General features: G+C 72.0%; 21 protein-coding genes. 16 read left to right on the forward strand and 5 right to left on the reverse strand.

The genetic code is table 11. From position 1 onward, the window contains the following. The first annotated feature begins 352 nt into the window (after positions 1 to 352). On the forward strand, positions 353 to 973 hold the full coding sequence (locus J8M51_RS31495; RefSeq protein ID WP_143673331.1) for a hypothetical protein: 621 nt from the start codon (positions 353 to 355) through the stop codon (positions 971 to 973). A gap of 44 nt (positions 974 to 1,017) precedes the next feature. Here J8M51_RS31495 and J8M51_RS31500 read toward each other — a convergent pair whose 3' ends face one another. Both J8M51_RS31500 and J8M51_RS31505 read right to left on the reverse strand, forming a co-directional pair. Beyond that, positions 1,018 to 2,538 carry a pyruvate, phosphate dikinase gene (locus J8M51_RS31500; protein ID WP_086760156.1) on the reverse strand — a complete coding sequence of 507 codons (1,521 nt, stop codon included), beginning with the start codon at positions 2,536 to 2,538 and terminating at the stop codon, positions 1,018 to 1,020. Further along, positions 2,535 to 3,194 carry a transcriptional regulator gene (locus J8M51_RS31505; RefSeq protein WP_256965801.1) on the reverse strand — a complete coding sequence of 220 codons (660 nt, stop codon included), beginning with the start codon at positions 3,192 to 3,194 and terminating at the stop codon, positions 2,535 to 2,537. The genes J8M51_RS31500 and J8M51_RS31505 overlap by 4 nt, the downstream gene beginning before the upstream one ends. A gap of 183 nt (positions 3,195 to 3,377) precedes the next feature. Here J8M51_RS31505 and J8M51_RS31510 point away from each other — a divergent pair, with 183 nt between their 5' ends. Next, complete coding sequence (locus J8M51_RS31510) at positions 3,378 to 4,487, forward strand: TetR/AcrR family transcriptional regulator (protein ID WP_086760158.1); 1,110 nt, start codon at positions 3,378 to 3,380, stop codon at positions 4,485 to 4,487. A 98-nt stretch (positions 4,488 to 4,585) separates the two neighbouring features. Here J8M51_RS31510 and J8M51_RS31515 read toward each other — a convergent pair whose 3' ends face one another. After that, positions 4,586 to 5,455 carry an AraC family transcriptional regulator gene (locus J8M51_RS31515; protein ID WP_086760160.1) on the reverse strand — a complete coding sequence of 290 codons (870 nt, stop codon included), beginning with the start codon at positions 5,453 to 5,455 and terminating at the stop codon, positions 4,586 to 4,588. Between the two features lie 202 nt (positions 5,456 to 5,657). Between J8M51_RS31515 and J8M51_RS31520 the strand changes: the two genes are divergently transcribed. The 5 genes from J8M51_RS31520 (at position 5,658) to pntB (ending at position 11,843) form a co-directional block, all read left to right on the forward strand. After that, entirely contained in the window at positions 5,658 to 7,319 is a 1,662-nt protein-coding gene (locus J8M51_RS31520) for a bifunctional 3-(3-hydroxy-phenyl)propionate/3-hydroxycinnamic acid hydroxylase (protein ID WP_086760162.1), read from the forward strand. 65 nt (positions 7,320 to 7,384) lie between these two features. After that, on the forward strand, positions 7,385 to 7,741 hold the full coding sequence (locus tag J8M51_RS31525) for a hypothetical protein (protein WP_086760164.1): 357 nt from the start codon (positions 7,385 to 7,387) through the stop codon (positions 7,739 to 7,741). Between the two features lie 350 nt (positions 7,742 to 8,091). After that, the gene (locus J8M51_RS31530; RefSeq protein WP_143673332.1) at positions 8,092 to 8,598 is read left to right on the forward strand and encodes a hypothetical protein; all 507 of its coding nucleotides are present in this window, start codon (positions 8,092 to 8,094) and stop codon (positions 8,596 to 8,598) included. Positions 8,599 to 8,846: 248 nt separating this feature from the next. After that, positions 8,847 to 10,406, forward strand: a complete 1,560-nt coding sequence (locus J8M51_RS31535; protein WP_086760168.1) for a Re/Si-specific NAD(P)(+) transhydrogenase subunit alpha — start codon at positions 8,847 to 8,849, stop codon at positions 10,404 to 10,406. Between the two features lie 6 nt (positions 10,407 to 10,412). Further along, complete coding sequence (gene pntB / locus J8M51_RS31540) at positions 10,413 to 11,843, forward strand: Re/Si-specific NAD(P)(+) transhydrogenase subunit beta (protein WP_086760170.1); 1,431 nt, start codon at positions 10,413 to 10,415, stop codon at positions 11,841 to 11,843. 102 nt (positions 11,844 to 11,945) lie between these two features. On the opposite strand, the gene J8M51_RS31545 is transcribed toward pntB, so the two are convergent. Beyond that, the gene (locus tag J8M51_RS31545) at positions 11,946 to 12,431 is read right to left on the reverse strand and encodes a hypothetical protein (protein WP_256965805.1); all 486 of its coding nucleotides are present in this window, start codon (positions 12,429 to 12,431) and stop codon (positions 11,946 to 11,948) included. A 22-nt stretch (positions 12,432 to 12,453) separates the two neighbouring features. Beyond that, complete coding sequence (locus J8M51_RS31550; protein ID WP_256965806.1) at positions 12,454 to 12,819, reverse strand: hypothetical protein; 366 nt, start codon at positions 12,817 to 12,819, stop codon at positions 12,454 to 12,456. Positions 12,820 to 13,074: 255 nt separating this feature from the next. On the opposite strand from J8M51_RS31550, the gene J8M51_RS31555 reads away from it, so the two are divergent. The 9 genes from J8M51_RS31555 to J8M51_RS31595 all read left to right on the forward strand — a co-directional run bounded on the left by J8M51_RS31555 (position 13,075) and on the right by J8M51_RS31595 (position 20,956). Further along, a complete protein-coding gene (locus tag J8M51_RS31555) occupies positions 13,075 to 13,467 on the forward strand; it encodes a VOC family protein (RefSeq protein WP_086760172.1) in 393 nt (130 codons plus the stop codon). A gap of 126 nt (positions 13,468 to 13,593) precedes the next feature. Next, positions 13,594 to 14,034 carry a VOC family protein gene (locus J8M51_RS31560; RefSeq protein WP_086760175.1) on the forward strand — a complete coding sequence of 147 codons (441 nt, stop codon included), beginning with the start codon at positions 13,594 to 13,596 and terminating at the stop codon, positions 14,032 to 14,034. 132 nt (positions 14,035 to 14,166) lie between these two features. Continuing rightward, positions 14,167 to 14,607 carry a hypothetical protein gene (locus tag J8M51_RS31565; RefSeq protein ID WP_086760177.1) on the forward strand — a complete coding sequence of 147 codons (441 nt, stop codon included), beginning with the start codon at positions 14,167 to 14,169 and terminating at the stop codon, positions 14,605 to 14,607. A 127-nt stretch (positions 14,608 to 14,734) separates the two neighbouring features. Beyond that, a complete protein-coding gene (locus J8M51_RS31570) occupies positions 14,735 to 15,622 on the forward strand; it encodes a YwqG family protein (RefSeq protein WP_086760179.1) in 888 nt (295 codons plus the stop codon). Positions 15,623 to 15,947: 325 nt separating this feature from the next. After that, positions 15,948 to 16,352, forward strand: coding sequence for a hypothetical protein (locus J8M51_RS31575; protein WP_086760181.1), 405 nt, complete (start codon positions 15,948 to 15,950; stop codon positions 16,350 to 16,352). Between the two features lie 105 nt (positions 16,353 to 16,457). Continuing rightward, entirely contained in the window at positions 16,458 to 17,387 is a 930-nt protein-coding gene (locus tag J8M51_RS31580; RefSeq protein WP_086760183.1) for a hypothetical protein, read from the forward strand. Next, on the forward strand, positions 17,380 to 18,891 hold the full coding sequence (locus tag J8M51_RS31585; protein WP_216587394.1) for an efflux RND transporter periplasmic adaptor subunit: 1,512 nt from the start codon (positions 17,380 to 17,382) through the stop codon (positions 18,889 to 18,891). Before J8M51_RS31580 ends, J8M51_RS31585 begins: the two co-directional genes overlap by 8 nt. Continuing rightward, a complete protein-coding gene (locus tag J8M51_RS31590; protein WP_267299632.1) occupies positions 18,888 to 19,655 on the forward strand; it encodes an ABC transporter ATP-binding protein in 768 nt (255 codons plus the stop codon). Before J8M51_RS31585 ends, J8M51_RS31590 begins: the two co-directional genes overlap by 4 nt. Then, positions 19,652 to 20,956, forward strand: a complete 1,305-nt coding sequence (locus J8M51_RS31595) for an ABC transporter permease (RefSeq protein ID WP_256964152.1) — start codon at positions 19,652 to 19,654, stop codon at positions 20,954 to 20,956. Before J8M51_RS31590 ends, J8M51_RS31595 begins: the two co-directional genes overlap by 4 nt. The last annotated feature ends 1 nt before the right edge of the window (position 20,957 follow it).

The following is a 20,957-nucleotide window of genomic DNA, read 5'->3' on the forward strand; positions in this document are numbered from 1 at the left end:
CCGATGCGGGAACAGCGGCAGTGCGGACCTGGCTGTGGCCGTGCGGAGAGAGAGGTGGTGCGGTGGTGGTGACCGCCCGGGCGATGCCGCGCGACCGCCTTGTGGGGGAGCGGGCAACGCCACGACCCGTGCGGGCCGATAGGCCGGTTACGGATTGTTCTAAGCGTGAACCACCCTGTCACACGGGCCAGATGTCCAACAAGGGGCGCCGTGACGAAAGAGAACGGGATCGACTCCGACCGGCTTTGGGCGCGCCTCCGGGAACGCTCCAGGTCCGGCTCACGACCCGCCGGGAACGGCGCCGGATCCGTGCGGGTGGACCGAACGCGTGGTCGACGGCCACACTGGCCGGATGATCGTCGTACAGCGCGTCATCACGTGCTGGACCAGGCAGTCCAGAGGCGGAGGCGCGGCGACCCGCCGGAACGCCGTCCCCGAGGCGTTCCCGGTACATGTGCCCGGTACGGCCGAAGTGCTCGTCCAGGAGGCCGAAGCGCACGAGCGCGACGGCTTCGTGGCCTCCCACACCGTCCGCACCCTGGACCGGCTCCCCGAGTGCGACCCGGCACGGCTGCGGGAGCCCGGCGGGCAGGACGAGGAACTGCACTGGGGCGTGGCAGGCGTGACCCGGAAAACCCGTGACGCCATGGCTGTCCGTGACGCTGTCGCCCCGGTCACCCGCGGGGTGTTCCTGCGGGAGGCCGAGGGCCGGCTGGACGTGGTGGTCTCACCGCCGGCCGCGCGGTCACCGGCGTACGGGCCACGCCGGCTGTTCTCGCTCGAACCCGGGCAGCGCGGATGCTGGTGGTTCAACGGTCGTTTCACCCCGGACGGCTGCGGCTGTTACGCCCACCGCTGGTGGTACGAGAAATGGGTCGTCCACGTCGCGTACGTCGGCGGGACGCCACCCGTCGACCTGTTCACCCGGCGCGAGCCGACCCACCTCGTGGACGACCTCGTCCGGCTCTTCTGACGCGGTGCCCGGCCGGGGCCGGGTCCGGCGTCAGGTGTCAGGCGTCAGGTGTCGTGGTGGGACGCCAGTTCGGCGTGGGCCGCGGCGAGGCGCTCGGGTTCGCCGCGTGGCGAGTGGTCGCCGGAGACGTCGTCGGCCCAGGCGAGCAGTCGGCGCAGGTGGTCGCCGGCCGGTTCGGTGACGACATCGGGGCGGCCGAGGACGACCTCGCCACTGGTCCCGTCGATGGTGACGAGGGTGCCGTCGTCGAGACGGAGACCGCCGGCCGTCACAGCGCCGGCGCCGCTGTCGAAGCCGAGGCCGCGGGCACCCACGACCGCGGGCTTGCCCAGGGCGCGCGCGACGACCGCGGCGTGACTGGCCGGTCCTCCTCGCGCGGTGACGACTCCGGCGGCGACGGCGATGCCGTGCATGTCGTGCGGGGAGGTCTCCGGGCGTACCAGGACCACCGGGGCGTCCCTGGCCAGGCGCACCGCCCGCTCCGGGGTGGTCGCCACCAGGCCGACCGCGACGCCCGGACAGGCGCCGACTCCCCGGGCGAGCACAAGAGTCTCCTCGGACGAGGCGATGCGCGGTGTGCGGACGTGTCCGAGGTGCTGGGCGGAGATTCTGCGCAGCGCCTCGTGACGGTCGATGACCTGCTCGTCGACGAGGTCGGTGACGAGGCGGACGGCGGCGCCGCCGACGAACCGGCCGGGCCTGGCCTGGAGGAGCCACAGTTCGCCGGACTGGTAGGTGAACTCGGTGTAGCAGGCGTCCCGGTAGTGCCCCTCGATCCGGCCCAGGGCGTCGCGCAGCTCCGCCCACACCGCCGGTTCCCGGTCGGCGAGGGCGTGCAGCGGCCGGGTCGTGGACCTGCCGGACACGACGTCCTCTCCCTGGTGCCCGAACAGGACCTCGCCGTACGGGGTGTTCGCACCGGTGTCGGGGTTCCGGCTGAACGCGACCCCGGTGCCGCTGTGGGCGTCGCGGTTTCCGAACACCATCGACTGGACGATCGTGGCCGTGCCGAGATCGTGCGGGATGTCGTGCAGGGCGCGGTAGGCGCGGGCGCGTGGCGCGTTCCAGGACGAGAACACGGCCTCGATCGCCAGCTCCAGCTGCTGGTGGGCGTCGTCCGGGACCGGCGCGTCGGTGGTGGTCGCGTCGGCGAGGCCCGCCAGGAACCGCTGCCGCGCGTCCTCGGCGAACGCCCCGTCGCCCGTCTCGGCGGCCAGGCCGGCGGTGGCCCCGGTGGTGAGGCCGAGGTTGAGGACCGTGCTCATCATCCCGGGCATGGACACACGGGCGCCGGAGCGGACGGACACCACGAGCGGTTGCCGCGTCCCGCCGAAGGCGCGGCAGGTGACCCGTTCGAGGTCGGCGACGGCGGCCGCGAGCTCGTCGTGGAACCCGTCGGGCATGTGGCCGTCCCGAAGGAAGGCGCGGCAGGCCTCCGCGGTGACGACGAACCCGGCCGGTACCCGCAGCCCGAGGCGGTGCAGGAGGACGAGACCGAGCGCCTTGCCGCCCAGCGTGTCCGCTCCCTCGCCGACGTCGGCGGAGAGCGCGCGGATCCATCTCATCGTCGCTTGCCCAGGGTGGCCAGCAGATCTTCGTGCAGTTCGGCCCACACGGTGTGGTACGAGGTGGTGCCGTCGGTGACGTACACCAGCTCGCCGGCGGCGGCGCGGGCGAGGGCGTCGCCGAGGCGGATCCGGTAGCGGCCGAAGCGGGGCAGGGCGCCGGAGAGTTCGGCGCAGACGGGGGCGACGCGCCGGTCGAGGTCGGCGAACCGGTCGAGGACCCGGGCGTCGTAGGCGGGGTCGCGATGGTCGTTGGCGCTCACGACGCCGTCGACGGTACGCAGTTGCCAGGCCGCGCAGAGGTCGAGCAGCTCCGGGTTGAGGACGAGGAACCGGTCGAACGCCGCCTCGACGGCACCGCGGGCGCCGGCCGTGGCGAGTTCGTCCGCGATCCGCTCGGCGTCCGCGGTACGGCCCGCGTCGGTGAGCGCCCAGCAGGGCGTGTCCCCGGGGAACCGGGTGACGAGACCGGCGGCCCCGAGGTCGATGAGCTGGGTCTCGACGGTGGCTTCGCCGAGCCCCGTGACCGCGTCGAGGCGGCCGAGGCTCGCGGCGCCGACACAGCGCAGGGCGTGCAGCACCCACGGACCGGTGTGTGCCGTGCGAGGCGCGGTGTGGGCTTCGTGCGGTGCGGTGTGAGCTTCCGACCAGGTCATGTCGTGTCCCCCGGATCTGTGGTTCGCGCGCTGTACGGCTGGGTGCGTACCGCGTCGTGGGCGGGCTCCTTCGGTGCGGTCGACCGCACTTCGGTCGCCGCGAACTCCGATGTTAGCTGTTTTCCGATGATGACGTCATCCGAATGCCAGCTGTATCATGCCGCGAGAGCGGAGGTGGGCACGATGGCGCGGTTGACCCGGGCACAGCGGCAGGAGCAGACGCGGGCCGCGGTGCTGGTCGCGGCCCGCGAGGAGTTCACCGAACACGGCTACGCGGAGGCCAAGGTCGACCGCATCGCCGAGCGGGCCGAGCTGACCCGGGGCGCTGTCTACTCCAACTTCACCGGCAAGCGCGCCCTCTACCTCGCGGTGCTCGCCGAGGCCGCCGAGCGGTGCGTGGCCGCCGCCGAACCGCCGGTGGAATCGCCCGACTCCGCCAGGCGGGCGCTCGGCGCGTTCGCCCGGGTCTGGCTCGAACGCCTCCCGCTCGCCGGCGACACCCCGGGGAGCGGGCAGTTGCAACTGCGCTCGCTGTCCGGCGTGCTCGACACCGCGCCCGCCCGGGCCGCGCTCGCCGAACTCGTACGGTTCGAGGCCCTGTTGCTCGCCCTCGCCCTGGAGTCGCTCCCCGGGTCCGGCGCCCGGATGGTGCGCCGTGCCGCGCTGGCCCTGACCCTGCTGCACGGCGCGGCCGGCCTCGCGGAGAACGCCCCCGGGACCGGCGACCCGTTCGACCTGGCCGGCGCCGCCGAGCACCTGGCCGGCATCGCCCTCACGGACGACGCGGAGCCGCCCCACGTCCCCTTCGTCGCTCCGGCGCGGCCGGTGCAGGACCGATGGGTGCCACCCGGTGGTCCGCGCGACGAGATCACCGGCCGCCCGGTCGACCTCGACGACGACGGCGTGGTCGTCGTGTTGGGCGTGGCCCGGCTGTCGGCGGCCGAGGAGGCGGTCCGCGCGGCCCGGCCCGGTGACGAGGTGACGCTCGTCGTCGTGACGGGCGACCCGGCCGAGACGGGTCGGCTGGCCCGACTCCGGCTCCTCGACCTCGTCGGCTGTCTGCGTCGGGTCTTCGCGGCCGGTGAACTGCCGCGCCTGCGCGTCGTGTTCGGCGAGGACGGTGCGATCCCCGCGGCTCTCGGCGCGGACCCGGTCGACGACGGCACCGAGTTCGCGGTCCGGGTGGCCGACGGACTGATCGTGGCCCGCGCCGAGGGGCGCGGTGCGGGCCACGCCGCGGCCGCCCACGGCGCCGTCGGCCGCAGCCGCCGGAAGCGGCCCGAAGCCACCTGAGGCACGGTCGGCGGACTCTTCCGCGCCCCGGGTGTCACGTACCCGCCCGGCGACCGGCCATGGCCCGGCCGGCGCCGCGGCCGGTCGTCGTCGGCCCGTCAGGCCGGTTCGACGGGAAGCCACAGTTCGCAGGTGGCGGTCGTGAAATCGTCCGAGCGGTCGAGGATCGCGACGACGGAGGGGCCCGGCCGCAGCCGCCACGGGTTGGACGGGAACCACTCGGTCGCGGTGGCCGCCCAGGTCGTCTGCAGGGCCTGCGGATGCGGTCCGCTGGTACGGAAGACCGCCCACATCCCGGCCGGTACCTCGATGGCGTCGAGCCCGTCCGGGAGCGGTGTGTCCCGGGTGAGCGCGACCCCGTGCAGATAGGTCAGTTCGCTGCCCTCCCGGCCGTCGGGATCGACGTCGTCGCTGACCTGCAGCAGGCCCTCGGGCTCGGTGTCGCTGAGGGCCTTGAGCCGCAGATGCTCCTGCGGCGGCAGCGCGGCGATGTGCTCCTGGATGTGCGGGTTGACGCCCTGATGGATGAGCGGGACCCGGGTGGCGTGTCCGGCGAGCCGGAACGCGGGCCGGTCGACGAGGCGGGTGTCCATGGGGATGTTCCCTTCGACGGTCAGGCGGAACCTGATCTGTGGTTGTGTGCGCAAGGGGCCTCCGTCACGGCGCACGTCGCCGGGGCCGGCCCCGTGGACCGCCCTGAACGCGCGTCCGAACGCCTCGCTGGAGCCGTATCCGTGCCGGACGGCGATGCTCAGCAGATCCCGCTCGCCCCGGACGACCTCACCGGCGGCCACGGTCATGCGCCGCCGGCGCACGTACTCCGACAGCGGCATACCGGCCAGCGACGAGAACATCCGGCGCAGGTGGTACCCGGTCGTGCCGAGCGCCCCGGCCAACCCGTCGACGTCGAGTTCCTCGGACAGGTGCTCCTCGACCAGATCGACGAGTTGGTTGAGCGCCGAGATCATGGGGCCTCCCTTTTCTGATCTCACTCTGGCAGCAGGCATCCCGGCCGCACCCGATCGCTGGGATCCGATCCGATCTGGTCCCGCACCCGGACGGACAGGGAGGCACCGCCAGTTAGTTAGACCCTTGACGGTCAAAGTCCTTACCAATATGGTCCCGCTACATGGCCGCGGGTGAGCGAAGCCGGCCGGAAGGGGCGGGCGTATGACGGGCAGCACGGGCAGCACGGGCAGCACCGGAAGTGCGGACATGGACATGGACATGGACAGGAACGCGGACGGGAATGTCGACACGGACGTGGACGTCGCGGTCGTGGGCCTGGGCCCCGTCGGCGCCACGGCGGCGAACCTGGCGCACGACCTCGGTCTCCGGGTGGTCGCGTTCGACCGGGCCGCGGAGGTCGAACCCCGCCCGCGCGCCATCGGCTTCGACCAGGAGGTGATGCGCGTCCTCGCCGGCTTCGGGCTGGCCGACGCGATCGCGGACCACGTCATGCCCTACCGGCCGTCCGAGTACCACAACGGCGACGGCCGGGTCATCAAGCGCATCCACACGGCACCGCCGCCCCATCCCCTCGGCTGGGAACCCAACTACGTCTTCCTGCAGCCCCAGGTGGAGGGCGCCCTGCGGCAGCGTCTCGCGCGGGCGGACGGTGTCGACGTACGCCTCGGTACCGAGGTCACGGAGGTGCGCCTCGACAGCGACGGGGCCACCGTCGAGGCGGTCGACGCGACCGGGCGACGGCAGACGCTGCGGGCCCGCTACGTGCTGGCCTGCGACGGCGGCGGCAGCCCCCTGCGCAAGCGCCTGGGCCTGCGCATGGACGACCTGGGATTCGACCAGCCGTGGCTGGTGGTCGACCTGCGCCTGCGCCCCGGCGCGGGGGCCGGACTGCCCACCACCAACGTCCAGTTCTGCGAGACGGCGCGGCCGAGCACGTTCATCGTCGGACCGGGGAACCACCGCCGGTGGGAGTTCATGATCAACCCCGATGAGCGGCCCGAGGACGTCTCCCACCCGGATTTCATCCGCGCCCTGCTGTCCCGCTGGCTGCCTCCCGACGACTACGACCTGTGGCGCGCGGCCACGTATCGGTTCCACGCGCTCGTCCTGGGGCAATGGCGGGTGCGCCGGCTGTTCTTCCTCGGCGACGCGGCGCACATGACCCCGCCGTTCCTCGCCCAGGGAATGTGCCAGGGCATACGTGACGCCTCCAACCTGATGTGGAAACTCGCCCTCTGCCTACGGTCGGGCGCCGCCGAGTCCCTGCTCGACACCTACCAGCAGGAGCGCGTGCCGCATGTCCGTCAGGTGACGCTCACGACGAAGGAGTTCGGGCGGCTCATCTGCGAGCGCGACGAGGCCACCGCGGCCAAGCGGGACGCCGACCTGCTGGCGGAGCTGGCGGCCGAGCCGGGAGGAACCATCCGCCAGTCCCTGATCCCCGGCCTTCGGACGGGCTTCCTGGCCCCGGAGGGTCTCCCCGCTCGCGGCGATCTCCTGCCCCAGCCCAGGGTGACCGACGAGCGGGACCGCACCGGCCTGCTGGACGAGTTCACCGGCAGCGTCTTCCGCCTCGTCGTCCGCCATGACGCGGATGCCGCGGCGGCCGAGTCCGCGCTGCGCGCCCACCGGGCCGACGGCGGTTTCCCCGTCCACCTCGTCCGCCTCGTACCGCCGGGCAACGAAGCCGCGCCGAGCGAGCGCCACGAGTACCGTGAGGAACAGCCCGTCCTGGACTCCTGGATGCGCCGGCGGTCCTGCGCGGCGGTGCTGGCGCGCCCCGACCACTACGTGTTCGGCGGCGTCCCTTCCACGAGCGATCTCGGCAGCCTCCTCACGTCCGCCCGCCGACAACTCGGGTGAGACCGACGAGGACTTGCCCCCGGGACCGAGCTGTGGCTGACTGGCCACGGCGCTGAGGGGGAGTCATGGGCAACTGGTGCGTGATGGTGCAGTACGCGCACGGCGAGACGTACAGGACCGAGTTCGTCGTCCGTGGCCAGGCGACGAAGGAGGAGGCGCTGAAGGCGCTGCGTGCCGCCGTCCACACCTATGTGCCGAGCAGGAGCCTCATCGAGAAGCGGCGCCAGGTGTACCGCTTCACCGACCAGGAGGCATATCTGGTGGTGATCAAAGGCAAGTTGACGGAGTGGGAGTGCACCCTGCGCGTCATGGAGCTGATCTCGGACTCGACCGATCCGGCCGTGGCCGAGCGGGCGCGGCCGGAGCATGGCACGACAGAGGCCGCCGAGGGACCGCAGGACCGGATCCCGCCCGGGTATTGAGCGGCGGGCCGGATGCCGTCCCGCTCTCGACGCTTCGCCCTCGATCGCTGTTCCCGCCCCCTGGTGAACCCAGGGGGTTCTTTCACGTGACGTGCCTCCCGGCTTCCGTCCCGACCCCCTCCCGGCGTGCCACGCGTCCCATTCCGTTCGCGACGCACCAGGTCAACAGCGCACCGCGCGTCCCAGGGCGACTTGGAACGCGGGACGACTGGTCCCGGGCCGGGCCGGAACAGCACAGTTGATCTCGCCGGGCGGCGAGCGCACCCGGCACGGGACGAACGAGACGCAGAACGGGGACGAACCACATGTCACGAGTCCGAAGCACACTGACGGCCACCACCGTGGCCGCCATGCTCAGCACTGCCCTGGCCGGCGGAACGGCCGTGGCCGACGAGGTCGGCACGATGGCGCAGGGCGGCAAGTGCACCTACAACCAGCTGGGCAAGCCCGCCATCAGGAGCCACAAGGGCAAGGGCGACGACCGGTACAACGACGGCAGGACCAAGAAGTACGGCCGTGAGCTGATCCTCTCGACGGGGACGGCGATCAGCGACGACAACTCCGCGGCGATGCTCAGCGGCAAGGTGAGCAAGGACGACGAGGTGTGGGTCGACATCAGCCACGACAAGGGCAAGAACTGGAAAGGCCCTTGCGGCAAGGTCAAGGCCGCGAAGAAGGGGGAGAAGATCTACTCCAAGTGGTTCGCCCACTATCGCGAAGACATCACGAAGCGGGTGATCCGCGCCTGTGCCCGCACCACCTCGGGCGCCGACGGCACGGGAAAGCGCGTCACGTGGTGCGCGGACATCGGTGACGTCAAGAACGGCGTCGCCCGCTGGTGGTCGGACAAGGACTGACAGCCGGGCACGGGACTGACATGCGAGGGGCGGCCCTGCCGGGGCCGCCCCTCTCGGCGTGCTGCCCGCACTCTTGACTCACACGAGGCCGAGGCCGAGGTCGAGGCCGGTACGGTCGACGGCGGCCTCGTCCGCCGGTCGGTCGGTGATTGAGCGCACCGGTTCCGTATCCACCTCGTATTCATGGGGCATGGGTCAACAAGCGGGCACAGGAATGACAGGGAAGAGAGAAGGAAGAGAGGCAGAGGATGGTCCAAGCGGAACCCGAACCCCAGAGCATCGGCGTCCCGGCCGAGTCCACCGCGGGCGAGATGAGGGTGGCGGCGACCCCGGTCACCGTGGCGAAACTCGTCGCGCTCGGGTACGACGTGGTGGTCGAACCGGGGGCGGGGGCGTCGTCCCGCTTCTCCGACGCCGCCTACGCGGAGGCCGGCGCCCGGCTCGGCGACCCGTGGGCGGCCCAGATCGTGCTCAAGGTGAACGGCCCCTCCACCGAGGAGATCGGCCGGCTGCCCGACGGGGCGACACTGATCGCGCTGATCAGCCCGGCACTCGACCCGGAACTGGTCGAGGCTCTGGCCCGGCGGCCGATCACCGTCCTCGCCATGGACGCCGTACCCCGTATCTCCCGGGCCCAGTCGCTGGACGTCCTCAGCTCCATGGCGAACATCGCCGGATACCGGGCCGTCGTCGAGGCCGCCCACGCCTTCGGACGGTTCTTCACCGGCCAGGTGACCGCCGCCGGCAAGGTGCCGCCCGCCAAGGTCCTGGTCGCCGGCGCCGGGGTCGCCGGACTCGCGGCGATCGGCGCGGCCCGCAGCCTCGGCGCCGTGGTCCGCGCCACCGACCCCCGGCCCGAGGTCGCCGAGCAGGTCCGTTCCCTGGGCGGCGAGTTCCTCACGGTCTCCGCCGAGCAGGAGGTCGGCACCGACGGCTACGCCAAGGCCACCTCGGACGACTACAACCGGCTCGCCGAGCGCCTGTACGCCGAGCAGGCGGCCGACGTCGACATCATCATCACCACCGCGCTCGTCCCGGGCCGTCCGGCACCGAGGCTGATCACCGCCGCCGACGTCGCGCGCATGAGGCCCGGCAGCGTCATCGTCGACATGGCGGCCGCCCAGGGCGGCAACGTCGAGGGCACGGTCGCCGGCAAGGCCGTCGTCACCGACAACGACGTGACGATCATCGGCTACACCGATCTGCCCGGCCGGCTCCCCGCCCAGGCCTCACAGCTCTACGGCACCAACGTCGTCAACCTGATGAAGCTGCTCACCCCCGGCAAGGACGGCAGGCTCGTCCTCGACTTCGACGACGTCGTGCAGCGCTCCATGACCGTGGTCCGCGAGGGGGAGAAGACCTGGCCCCCGCCCCCGGTGCAGGTGTCGGCGGCTGCGGCCCCCGACGCGGCCCCGCGACCCGCGGCACGCCCGGCCTCCGGGACAGCGGCGAAACCCGCACGTCCGGCCCGGTCCGCCTACGCCCTCGTGGGCGCCGGAGCGCTCGCCCTGTTCCTGGTGACCGCCTTCTCGCCGAGCGAACTCATCGGCCACTTCACGGTGTTCGTGCTGGCGATCGTCATCGGCTTCTACGTCATCGGCCAGGTGCACCACGCGCTGCACACCCCGCTGATGTCGGTCACCAACGCCATCTCCGGCATCGTCGTGGTCGGCGCGCTGCTGCAGATCGGGCACGGGAACACCGCCGTCACCGTCCTGTCGTTCGCCGCGATCCTGCTGGCGAGCGTCAACATCTTCGGCGGATTCGCCGTCACCCGCCGCATGCTCGGCATGTTCTCGAAGGGCTGATCAGGGATGACCACCGTCACGGCCGCAGAGGCCGCCTACGTCGTCGCCGCGCTGCTGTTCATCCTCAGCCTCGCGGGGCTCTCCCAGCACCGGACGTCCCGCTCGGGAGTCGTCTGGGGCATCACGGGCATGGCCGTCGCCCTGGCCGCCACCGTCGGGCTTGCCTCCCGGAGCATCACCGCCACCGGTCTCGTACTGATCGCCGTCGCCATGGCCCTCGGCGCGGGCGTCGGACTGTGGCGCGCCCGCGTCGTCGAGATGACCGGCATGCCCGAGCTGATCGCCATCATGCACAGCCTCGTCGGCCTCGCCGCCGCCTTCGTCGGCTGGAACGGCTACCTCGACGTCGACGCCGAGCTCACCGGTTCGCTGCTGGGCATCCACCACGCCGAGGTGTTCATCGGTGTGTTCATCGGCGCCGTCACCTTCACCGGCTCCGTCGTCGCGTATCTGAAGCTGTCCGCACGCATCGACTCCCGTCCGCTCACGCTGCCCGGCAAGCACATCCTCAACGTGGGCGCCCTGGTCGCCTTCGTCGTGCTCACCGTCGCGTTCGTGGCCCGCCCCGGTATGGGCCTGCTCATCGCCGTCACCGTGATCGCGCTCGCCCTCGGCGCGCACCTGGTCGCCTCCATCGGCGGCGGTGACATGCCGGTGGTCGTCTCCATGCTCAACAGCTACTCCGGCTGGGCCGCGGCGGCCTCCGGTTTCCTCCTCGCCAACAACCTGCTCATCGTCACCGGGGCGCTCGTCGGCTCCTCCGGCGCCTACCTCTCGTACATCATGTGCAAGGCGATGAACCGCTCCTTCATCTCGGTGATCGCGGGCGGCTTCGGCACCCCGGCGGCGGCCGACGACGGCGAGGAGGGCGAGCACCGGGAGATCAACGCCGAGGAGACCGCCGAACTGCTGCGCGACGCCTCCTCGGTGATCATCACCCCCGGCTACGGCATGGCGGTCGCCCAGGCCCAGTACCCGGTGGCCGAGCTGGCGCGCAAGCTGCGCGAGCGGGGCGTCGAGGTGCGGTTCGGCATCCACCCCGTCGCCGGACGGCTGCCCGGACACATGAACGTGCTGCTCGCCGAGGCCAACGTGCCCTACGACGTCGTCCTCGAAATGGACGAGATCAACGACGACTTCCCCGCCACCACGGTCGTCCTCGTCATCGGCGCCAACGACACCGTCAACCCGGCCGCCATCGACAACCCGGCCAGCCCCATCGCCGGCATGCCTGTGCTGCATGTGTGGGAGGCGGCCCATGTGGTGGTCTTCAAGCGGTCCATGGCGGTCGGCTACGCCGGTGTGCAGAACCCGTTGTTCTTCCGCGAGAACACCCAGATGCTCTTCGGCGACGCCAAACAGCGGGTCGAGGACATCCTGCGGGGCCTCGACGCCCTCGACTCACCGGTCCCGGAGATGGCCGGCACGTCACGCTGACCGCGAAGCGGCACCTGTGTCCCGGACGGTACGTCCTCCGGGACACAGGCCCGCGACGCCACCGCGACATCACCGGGACGCCGTCGCGATGTCACCGCCACGTCACCGGGATGCCCGGTCGTCCTGGCCGGTGCTCCCGCTCGGCAGCCAGATCCGGCGGGCCCACAGGCCCAGCAGCGCCATCCCGCCCACCAGCAGCGGTACCGGGTCGTCGGCGAGCGGCGCCACCGCGTAACTCAGCGCCGACACCGTGCAGACGGTCAGCGGGACGAACGCCGCGGCGCCCTCCATGCCCGACCGCAGCGTCGGCCGGCCGGCGCCGAGGACGCTGGCCCCGCCCGGCACCCATGGACCGACGGCCACGATCAGCAGCCCCGCGGTGCCGCAGACATCGGCCACGGGGAAGGACATCGCCTCCTGCCCCGGTGGACCGACCCGTGACAGACGCAGGGTGTCGCCGACCAGCAGGAGGAACACGCCGACGACGGCCGCCCACAAGGTGGCCCGCTGGTCGCCCCGCACGAGACGTCTCAGGGCGAGCAGAAACCCGAGGAACACCACTTCCGAGGTCCACAGGACGCCGAGCATCCCCGTCTCCCAACGCCAGCCGTCACCGGCCCTGCCCAGCCGCCATGAACCCGGCCCCGGCCACGACGGCCCCGTCGAGGACGCGTCGCAGCCACGCCCGCCACCCCGTACCGGCATCGGCCGCGACCAGCAGACCGGCCATCCCCAGCCCGACCGTGACCGTCGCCCCGGCGACCACCGCCAGACCGGCCGGCCCCGGTGCGTCCGGTGCCGGTGAGGGACGGCTCGCCAGGGCGACGACGGAGGCCCGGTAGAAACCTCCGGCGGTCGCGGAACCCGCCACCAGGAGCAGCCGGGTCCGCACCCGCCCATGGGTGCCCCGGGCGCGGAGCAACAGGGAGAGGGTCAGCACCAAGCAGCCGACGGCCGGTCCGAGGCACACCACCATCCACCCTCCCCACGGCTGTCGGATCCCGACAGAGACCGTACGAAACATGCACCGGCACCGAGCGGTGAAGCGGGCCGATTCACTCGTGTTGCGTACGGAGCGGCCGGACCGTGACCGTGCCCGGTCGGCCGTCGCCGCGTGCGGGTGAAGGCGCGCGACCATCCGGACGCCGACCGCGTGGCGTGCCGCCGACCGTGGTGCGGGTGGTGTGGCCTGTGGCCTCGGGACGACTCACACGTGAAGGAGACACACGGCATGTTCGGACAGTCACAGGCGTTCAGCGGCTTCGCGGTCGACGACCTCGGCGCGGCCCACAGGTTCTACGGTGAGACTCTCGGCCTGCGGGTGGAGGAGTCCGGGGAGGGCGACATGCGGATGCTGACCCTCACCCTCGGCGGTGGCGCCCGGGTCTTCGTCTATCCCAAGGAGACGCACACCCCCGCGACGTTCACCCTGCTCAACTTCCCCGTGGACGACATCGAGTCCGCCGTGGACGAACTGCGGCGGCGCGGCGTGACCCTGGAGCGCTACCCCGAGTTCGACCACGACGAGAAGGGCATCGTCCGGGTCGGCGACGGCGGCCCGGCGGCGATCGCGTGGTTCACCGACCCGGCCGGGAACGTCCTGTCCGTACTCCAGGAGAACTGAACTCCAGGAGAACCGGCGAGCGGGGTCCGGTGGTCCGAGGAGCGGATGTCGAGAAGACGCCACCGGCTCCGTCCCAGGGGCATCAGCGGCCACCACCGGCCGCACGAGGAAGAGGGAGGGACCGGCATGGCGATCCAGCGGATGGACAACGTCGGCATCGTCGTCGAGGACTTGGAGGCCGCCATCGCGTTCTTCGTGGAACTCGGTATGGAACTGGAGGGCAGGACGGAGGTCCAGGGCCCCGTCGCCGACCGGTGCACCGGACTCGACGGCGTCCACTGCGACATCGCGATGGTCCGGACCCCGGACGGTCACAGCCGGCTCGAACTGGCGAAGTACCGCAGCCCCGAGGCGATCACCGCCGGGCCCCGCGACCGGCCGCACAACATCCTGGGCACGCACCGCGTCATGTTCGCCGTCGACGACCTCGAGGACACCGTGGCCCGTCTGCGCCCCCACGGAGCCGAACTCGTCGGCGGGATCGCCCGGTTCGAGGACAGCTATCTGCTCTGCTACGTCCGCGGCCCGGAGGGCGTCATCGTCGGACTGGCCGAACAACTGCGCTGAGAAGGAGGACCCGGGCCGCTCTCCACTCCTCCGGATCGGGGGGTTGTCTGTCGGGCCCGGGTGTCCGAAGGTGTAGAACCGCCGACTCCCGCACATGGAGCGCGAGTCGGCCGGTACGGGAGGGGATTTCTCATGTCACCACGCAAGTTCGCCGCGGCTCTGTTCACGGCAGCGGCGATCGTGTCCTCGACGATCGGGCTCGACGGCACGGCCGCCGCGCACAGCGGCACCGCGGCCTCGGGGGAGGCCCGGCAGCCGTCGCTGACGGCGGCGCAGATGAAGAACGCCGTCGTACCCGAAGCGGCCGAGTCCGGCACCGCCGCCGCCTCGCTGAACTGCGCCTACTACTACGTGTGCGGGATGGGTGCCAACGGCAACAGATTCGACTACACCAACTGCAACACGACCTACACCCTGCCCAACCTCGTCGGCTGGGGCTCCCTCCACAACAACCAGACGCCGGGCACCAGGGCCCACTTCTACGACGCCAACGGCACCTGGATGTTCTCCATCGACGCCCCCGCGAGGAACGACGTGTTCTGGACCCCGGTCTGGTACGTCATCGCCTGCTGAACCGACCGCCGTGAGCGTCCGCCGACCGCCTTGAGCGTCCGGGGAACCACGCAACCGGCTACGTAATCCTGTGCCGGCGCGTCCGGGACACGGGGGGTGCGTCGGCGGGGTCCGAAATGATGCCGCCATGACCGATGAGCATCACACCCGGACCGCTGCCGAGCACCTTCCCGGTGAGCTGGCCCAGGGCTGGGCAGCGCTGCTGCGTCCGTGCGTACGTCTGCGCCGAGCCGCCCATACCACCGTCGGCGCCGACACCACCGACGGCGCCGACGAGCGGATCGTGGCCGTTCTCGGCGGGGTCCCGGAACTCCCGGTGGGAACCGTCTGGCCCGAGTGGCCCGGACACGGCCCCTTGTCCTTCGTCGCCGAGGTGCGGTGTGCCGAGCTGCCCCGGGACGGACTCGCCGAGGAGTTCCCCCGGGAGGGGACTCTGCTCTTCTTCTACTTCGACGGTCAGGCGGACGAGGAGGCCTTCGTCTCCGTCGACGATCCCGAGACCCGGGCCGGGGCCCAGGTGCTGTACGTCCCGGAGGGCACCCCCGTCCTCCCGGCGGACACGCCCCCTGCCCTGGAGGCGTTCCGGCGCGTGGAACTCGCCGCGGACACCGGGCGGAGCGCCCCGGACCTGTGGCTGCCCCAGGCCCGGCGCGCCCTGCTCGGCGACCACCGGCCCTGGCCCCACCCCCGCGACACCCCGGCCGAACTGAAGGCCTTCGTCCGCGCCTTCCGGACCTCGCGCACCCGGATCGGCCATCAGATCGGCGGTCACGCCGTGCCCGTCCAGGGCCCGGTGGAGTACGAGATCGCGAACGCGGCACTCGGCGGAACCCACGCGTGGGGCGATCAGCCGCTGGACGAGGAAGCCGAACGCTGGCTCCTGCTCGCCCAGTTCGACAGCGACGGCGCCGCCCGCATGACCTGGGGCGACGAAGGCACCCTCTACTGGCTCATCCGCCACGACGACCTCACCGCCCACCGCTTCGACCTGGCCCGCCTCACGGTGCAGAACTGACCGGCCCGGGCGTCCCGGCGAGGGGGTGTTTCCGGTCCACCTTCCGTTGTGTACATGCCGTTTGGGCAGGGTGTGAAGTTTCCGTCGAGTATCTGTAAGTACCCTGTGTATTGCGGCGCGGGTGATCCACGAGGGTCGGGACGGCAGTGCCGGGGCTTCTGGACGGGCGGTCAATTCCCGTGTCCGGAACGCGAGTTGGCGATTTGCCCGCGGCTGTCGACTGCCGCACAGTGAGGCGGCTCCACTCTCCGGGCCCGTGCCGGCCACGGAGTCGTTCGCAGCACGTTTCCGTTCCATCTCGTCGTAAGAGTGAGAGGAAACAGTCATGCGCGTCAGATCCTTACTCGCCTCCGCCGCACTGACCGGTGCGGCGGTGTTCGGGGCCGTGGCCCCGGCCCAGGCGGCGCCCACCAACGACAAGAGCCAGGACATGGGCGCTCTCGCGGTGGTGCACGTCGTCCTGTACCAGCACAGCAACTACGGCGGTGCGTCGTTCACCCTGAACGGCGACTACGGCTGTGACACCAATCCCGATGTGGACTGGCAGCTCGGCTCGTACTCGCCCTCCGGATGGAACGACATGGTGTCGTCCTTCCTGGGCTACTCCAGCTGTGAGACCAGGGTCTGGGAGCACGACAACTACGGTGGGGCCAACTACGGCGCCTACACGAACAGCAGTTACGTGGGCGACGCGATGAACGACAAGACCTCGTCGTCGCAGAACTCCTGAGCTGATCCTCGCCCGGTGAGCGGTGGCGCCGACGGCCGGAATCCGCCGGCGCCACTGGACGGAAGTCTCCCAGAAGGTTCTCCCACCCGGAGGTTCGGACCACCCATGAGCCGGATTCGGTTCCCTGTCGCCCTGCCGGCCCTGGCCCTGGCCGCCGCCGCTCTCGTGTCGGGCTGCTCCGCGGACGGCGACGACTCGGGCGCGTCCGCGCCGAAGCTCGGCGAGGTGCCGCGGGTGCGCAGCAGCGCCGACATCCCCGACCTGCCGCTGGACGCCTATGTGCTCACCAAGGAGCAGTACCAGTCCTATCTCAAGGCGCAGCGGCTGCTGATCCGGGAGTGCATGTCCCGCTTCGGCTTCGACTTCCGGGCACTGGACGCGGTGCTCGACGCCGAGCAGGTGCCCGACCTCCGGCCCGACAAGACCCGCTACTACTTCCTCGTCGACGCGAACTCGGCGGCGGTGTCCGGGTACCGGGCGCCCGACCGGGCTCCGTCCGGCGGCAAGGACGAGGACAGCGGGGAGGACACCACCCCGACGGCGGCGGAGCGCGCGGTCCTGGTCGGCAGCAACGCCGGCAAGCAGGTCGCGGGCGAGCGGGTCCCCGAGGGCGGCTGTCAGGGGGAGGCGAACCGCGCGACCCTCGGCGCGGACGGCACCGACACGTTCATGAAGCTCCCCAACGAGCGGGTGGCGATCCGAGCCCGTGTGGACGCCGACGAACGGGTGCGGGACGTCTTCGGCGAGTGGAGCACCTGTATGGACAAGTCGGGTCATGACTACGACGACCCGATGCAGGCCAACGACGACGACCGCTGGAAGACCCCGGCCCCGGCGGGCGGGGCGGAGATCCAGGTGGCCAAGGCGGATGTCGACTGCAAGCGGCGGACCAATGTCGTCGGCGTGTGGTGGGCCGTGCAGGCCGCGTACGAGAAGCAGTACATCGAGAAGAACGCCGAACGCATGGCCGATGTGAAGCACACGGTCGACGCCGTCCTCCGCAACTCCGGACGACTGGCGGGCAGCGGTGCCTGAGAAGCACGACGCCGCGCCGGACGAAACGCCGGAGGAGCCGGAGGCGCGGGAGGAATCAGACGGGCCGGAGGAGTTGGAGGGGCCGGCCGAGGAGTCGCCGGGTGGGCGCGGCCTGGTGGCTCGGCGGCGGACCCTGCTGATCACCGTCGTCGCGGCGGCCGTCGTCCTGTCGGCCGGCGGCATCGGGGCCGCCACGCTCGTCAAGTCCCCGGCGGAGCGGGCCGCTTCGGAGGGGCCGCCCCCGGCCGATGTGCTGACCGCCCCGGTCGAGTACCGCGTGCTCAAGGACTCCGTCGTGCTGCGCGGCACGGTACGGGCCGACCAGACCGTCGAGATCACGGCCCTCTCGGCGGGGGGCGGGGACGCCGTACGCGCGGTGGTCACCAGGACCCCGCTCCGGGAGGGCGCCGACGTCGACGCGGGCTCGCTCCTGATCGAGATCTCCGGCCGCCCCCTCTTCGCCCTGCAGGGCACCCTCCCCGCCTACCGGGACCTGAAGCCCGGAGCGCACGGCGCGGACGTGACCCAGCTCCAACAGGCACTCGCCCGCCTCGGCCACACCACCACCCCCGACGCGAAAGGCACGTTCGGCACCGGCACCAAGCGCGCCCTCACCGCCTTCTACGCCTCCCGGGGCTACGACCCCCTGCCCGCCACAGCCGACGGCGGCGCGGCGCTGGCCGCCGCCGAGCGCACGGTGACCCAGGCCGAGCGCGCCTGGGAGGACGCCCCGAAGGGCAAGGCCAAGGGCCGCGCCGCCGAGGACCTGGCCACGGCCAAGGCCGAACGCGCCGCGCTGGAGGCGGTCGACGGGCCCATGCTGCCCGCCGCCGAGGTGGTCTTCCTGCGGAGCCTCCCCGCCCGGGCCGACCGCCTGGGCACCCGGGTCGGTGCCGAGGCCGGGCCCGGCACCGAACTCCTCACGGTGTCCTCCGGCGAACTGGTCGTCCAAGGCGCGCTCGGACCCGAGCAACGCGCGCTCGTCCGCGCCGGGCAACAGGTGGAGATCCTCTCCGAAGTCACCGGCACCACGGCCGACGGCACCGTCTCCACCGTGTCCGAGCAGCCCGACCGGAACACCGGCGACAGCCAGAACTCCGGGGACGGCGGCTCGGGCGAGGGAAACGGCGGGGGCTACGTCGTGCTGGTCGACCCCGTGAGGAAGCTTCCCGTGAAGCTCGCCGGTGAGGACGTCCGGCTCACCGTGACCGCGGGCTCCTCCAAGGAAAAGGTGCTGATCGTACCGGTGAGCGCGATCTCGGCGGGCGCCGACGGCAAGGCGGTCGTCACGGTGTACGGGCCGGACGGCCGCCACCGCCGCACGGAGGTGACGACGGGTACCACGGGCAACGGCTTCGTCGCCGTACGCCCTGTCGGCCGGGCGCCCCTCCGTGCGGGCGACCGGGTGATCGTCGGTGTCACGGGTGGGACGCCGGACGGGGACACCGGCGACGGCACGAGCGGGCGGACGGACAGCGGCACGGTCGGGGAGAACGCGGGATGACGGACCCCGTGGGCGCGATCCCGACCCCCGTCCTCGAACTCCGCGGTGCCGCGCTCACCTACCCCGGCCCGCCCCCGGTGGAAGCGCTCAGACCCTGTGATCTGCGGGTGGAACGGGGCGAGTACGTCACCGTCGTCGGGCCCTCCGGCTCGGGCAAGTCGACGTTCCTCAACATCGCGGGGCTGCTCGACACGCCGACCGCGGGCGTGTGCCTGCTGGACGGTCATGACATCGGCGCGCTCAAGGACGCCGAGCGCACGGCGTTGCGGGGCCGGCGCATCGGCTTCGTCTTCCAGTCCTTCCATCTCCTCGCCCACCGCAGCGCACGCGAGAACGTCGAGCTGGCGATGATGTACGACGGACGGACACGGCGGGCGGCCCGTGCGGCGCGTGCGCGGGAGGCGCTGGAGCGGGTCGGGCTCGGTCCGCGCGCCGATGCGCTGCCCACGCGGCTCTCGGGTGGCGAACGCCAGCGCGTGGCCATCGCCCGCGCCCTTGTCGCCCGCCCCTCGCTCCTGCTCTGCGACGAACCCACCGGCAGTCTGGACACCGCGACCGCCGAATCCGTGCTCCGCCTCCTCGACGCGCTGCACCAGGACGGTATGACCCTCGTGGTGATCACCCACGACCCCGCCGTCGCCGCCCGGGGCCGACGCACCGTCACCATCCGGGACGGAGTCCTCAGCGAGGACGCCCCGGAACGAGAAGCCCCGGAACGAGATGCCTCGCAGAGAGATGCCTCGCAGCGAGGAGTCCCGGCGTGACGTGGCCCGGCGTGAGGTGGCCCGGTAGGAGGACGCGATCCCGCACTCCGGGTGTCACGGACGGGAGGACCGGGTCCGCCGGGAGCGTCGCCGAGCGCTCCCGGCTCGCGCCGCGCGACCTCCTCTCCGAAGCCGTCGCCGGTGTGCTCCAGCGCCCCGGGCGCTCCGTGCTCACCGCGCTCGGAACCGTGCTCGGTGTCGGTACCTTCGTCGCGATCCTCGGGCTGACCGCGACGGCCTCCTCACAGATCGACTCCCGCTTCAACTCCCTGACCGCGACCGAGGTGACCGTCGAGGACACCGGTGGCGACGCAGCGGTGAAGCCCGCACTCTCCTTCCCGGACGACGCCGACCGCAGGATCGAACGGCTGGGCGGCGTCGAGGCCGGCGGGGTCTACTGGACCGTCGACGCCCCCGCGGCCCGCCGGGTGCGTGCCGCTCCGGTCGGGGAGGGCGCGCGGGGCGACGAGGTCCCGGTCCTCGCCGCGTCCTCCGGTGTGCTCAGGGCGGCTCGGGCCACCGTCGCCCAGGGCAGGGTGTTCGACGCGTGGCACGACAGGGAGCGGCAGCGGGTCGCCGTGATCGGCACGGGCACGGCGGCCCGGCTCGGCATCACCACCCTGGACACCCGCCCCGCCGTCTTCATCGGCGAGGTCCCCTTCACGGTCGTCGGCATCGTCGCGGACGTCGAACGCAAGGCGGATCTGCTGCTCTCCGTCGTGGTACCGCGCACGACCGCGGCCGAGCTGTGGGGACCGCCCGAACAGAACCGCGCCGGGATGCTGATCTCCACCCGGGTCGGCGCGGCCGTCCAGATCGCCGAGGAGGCGCCGCTCGCCCTGCGCCCGGACGTGCCGGGCCACTTCAGGGCCGTACCACCCCCCGATCCGAAGTCCCTGCGGACGTCCGTCACATCCGACCTGGACCAGCTGTTCCTGGTCCTCGCCGCGATCTGCCTGGTCATCGGGGCCGTGGGCATCGCCAACACCACGCTCGTGGCCGTCCTGGAACGCACCGGGGAGATCGGGCTGCGCCGCTCGCTGGGGGCGCGGGGGCGCCACATCCTGGGCCAGTTCCTCGCGGAGTCCGGGGCCCTCGGCATGCTGGGCGGACTGGTCGGCACCTCGCTCGGTGTCCTCACCGTCCTCACCGTCGCCGTCGTACGGGACTGGACGGCCGTCATCCACCCCGGCACGGTTGCCGCGGCCCCCCTCATCGGCCTCGTCACCGGCGTTCTGGCGGGCCTCTACCCGGCCTGGCGAGCGTCCCGGGTCGAACCCGCCGAAGCCTTGCGAAGGTAGA

Source organism: Streptomyces griseiscabiei, assembly GCF_020010925.1.
GTDB lineage: Bacteria > Actinomycetota > Actinomycetes > Streptomycetales > Streptomycetaceae > Streptomyces > Streptomyces griseiscabiei.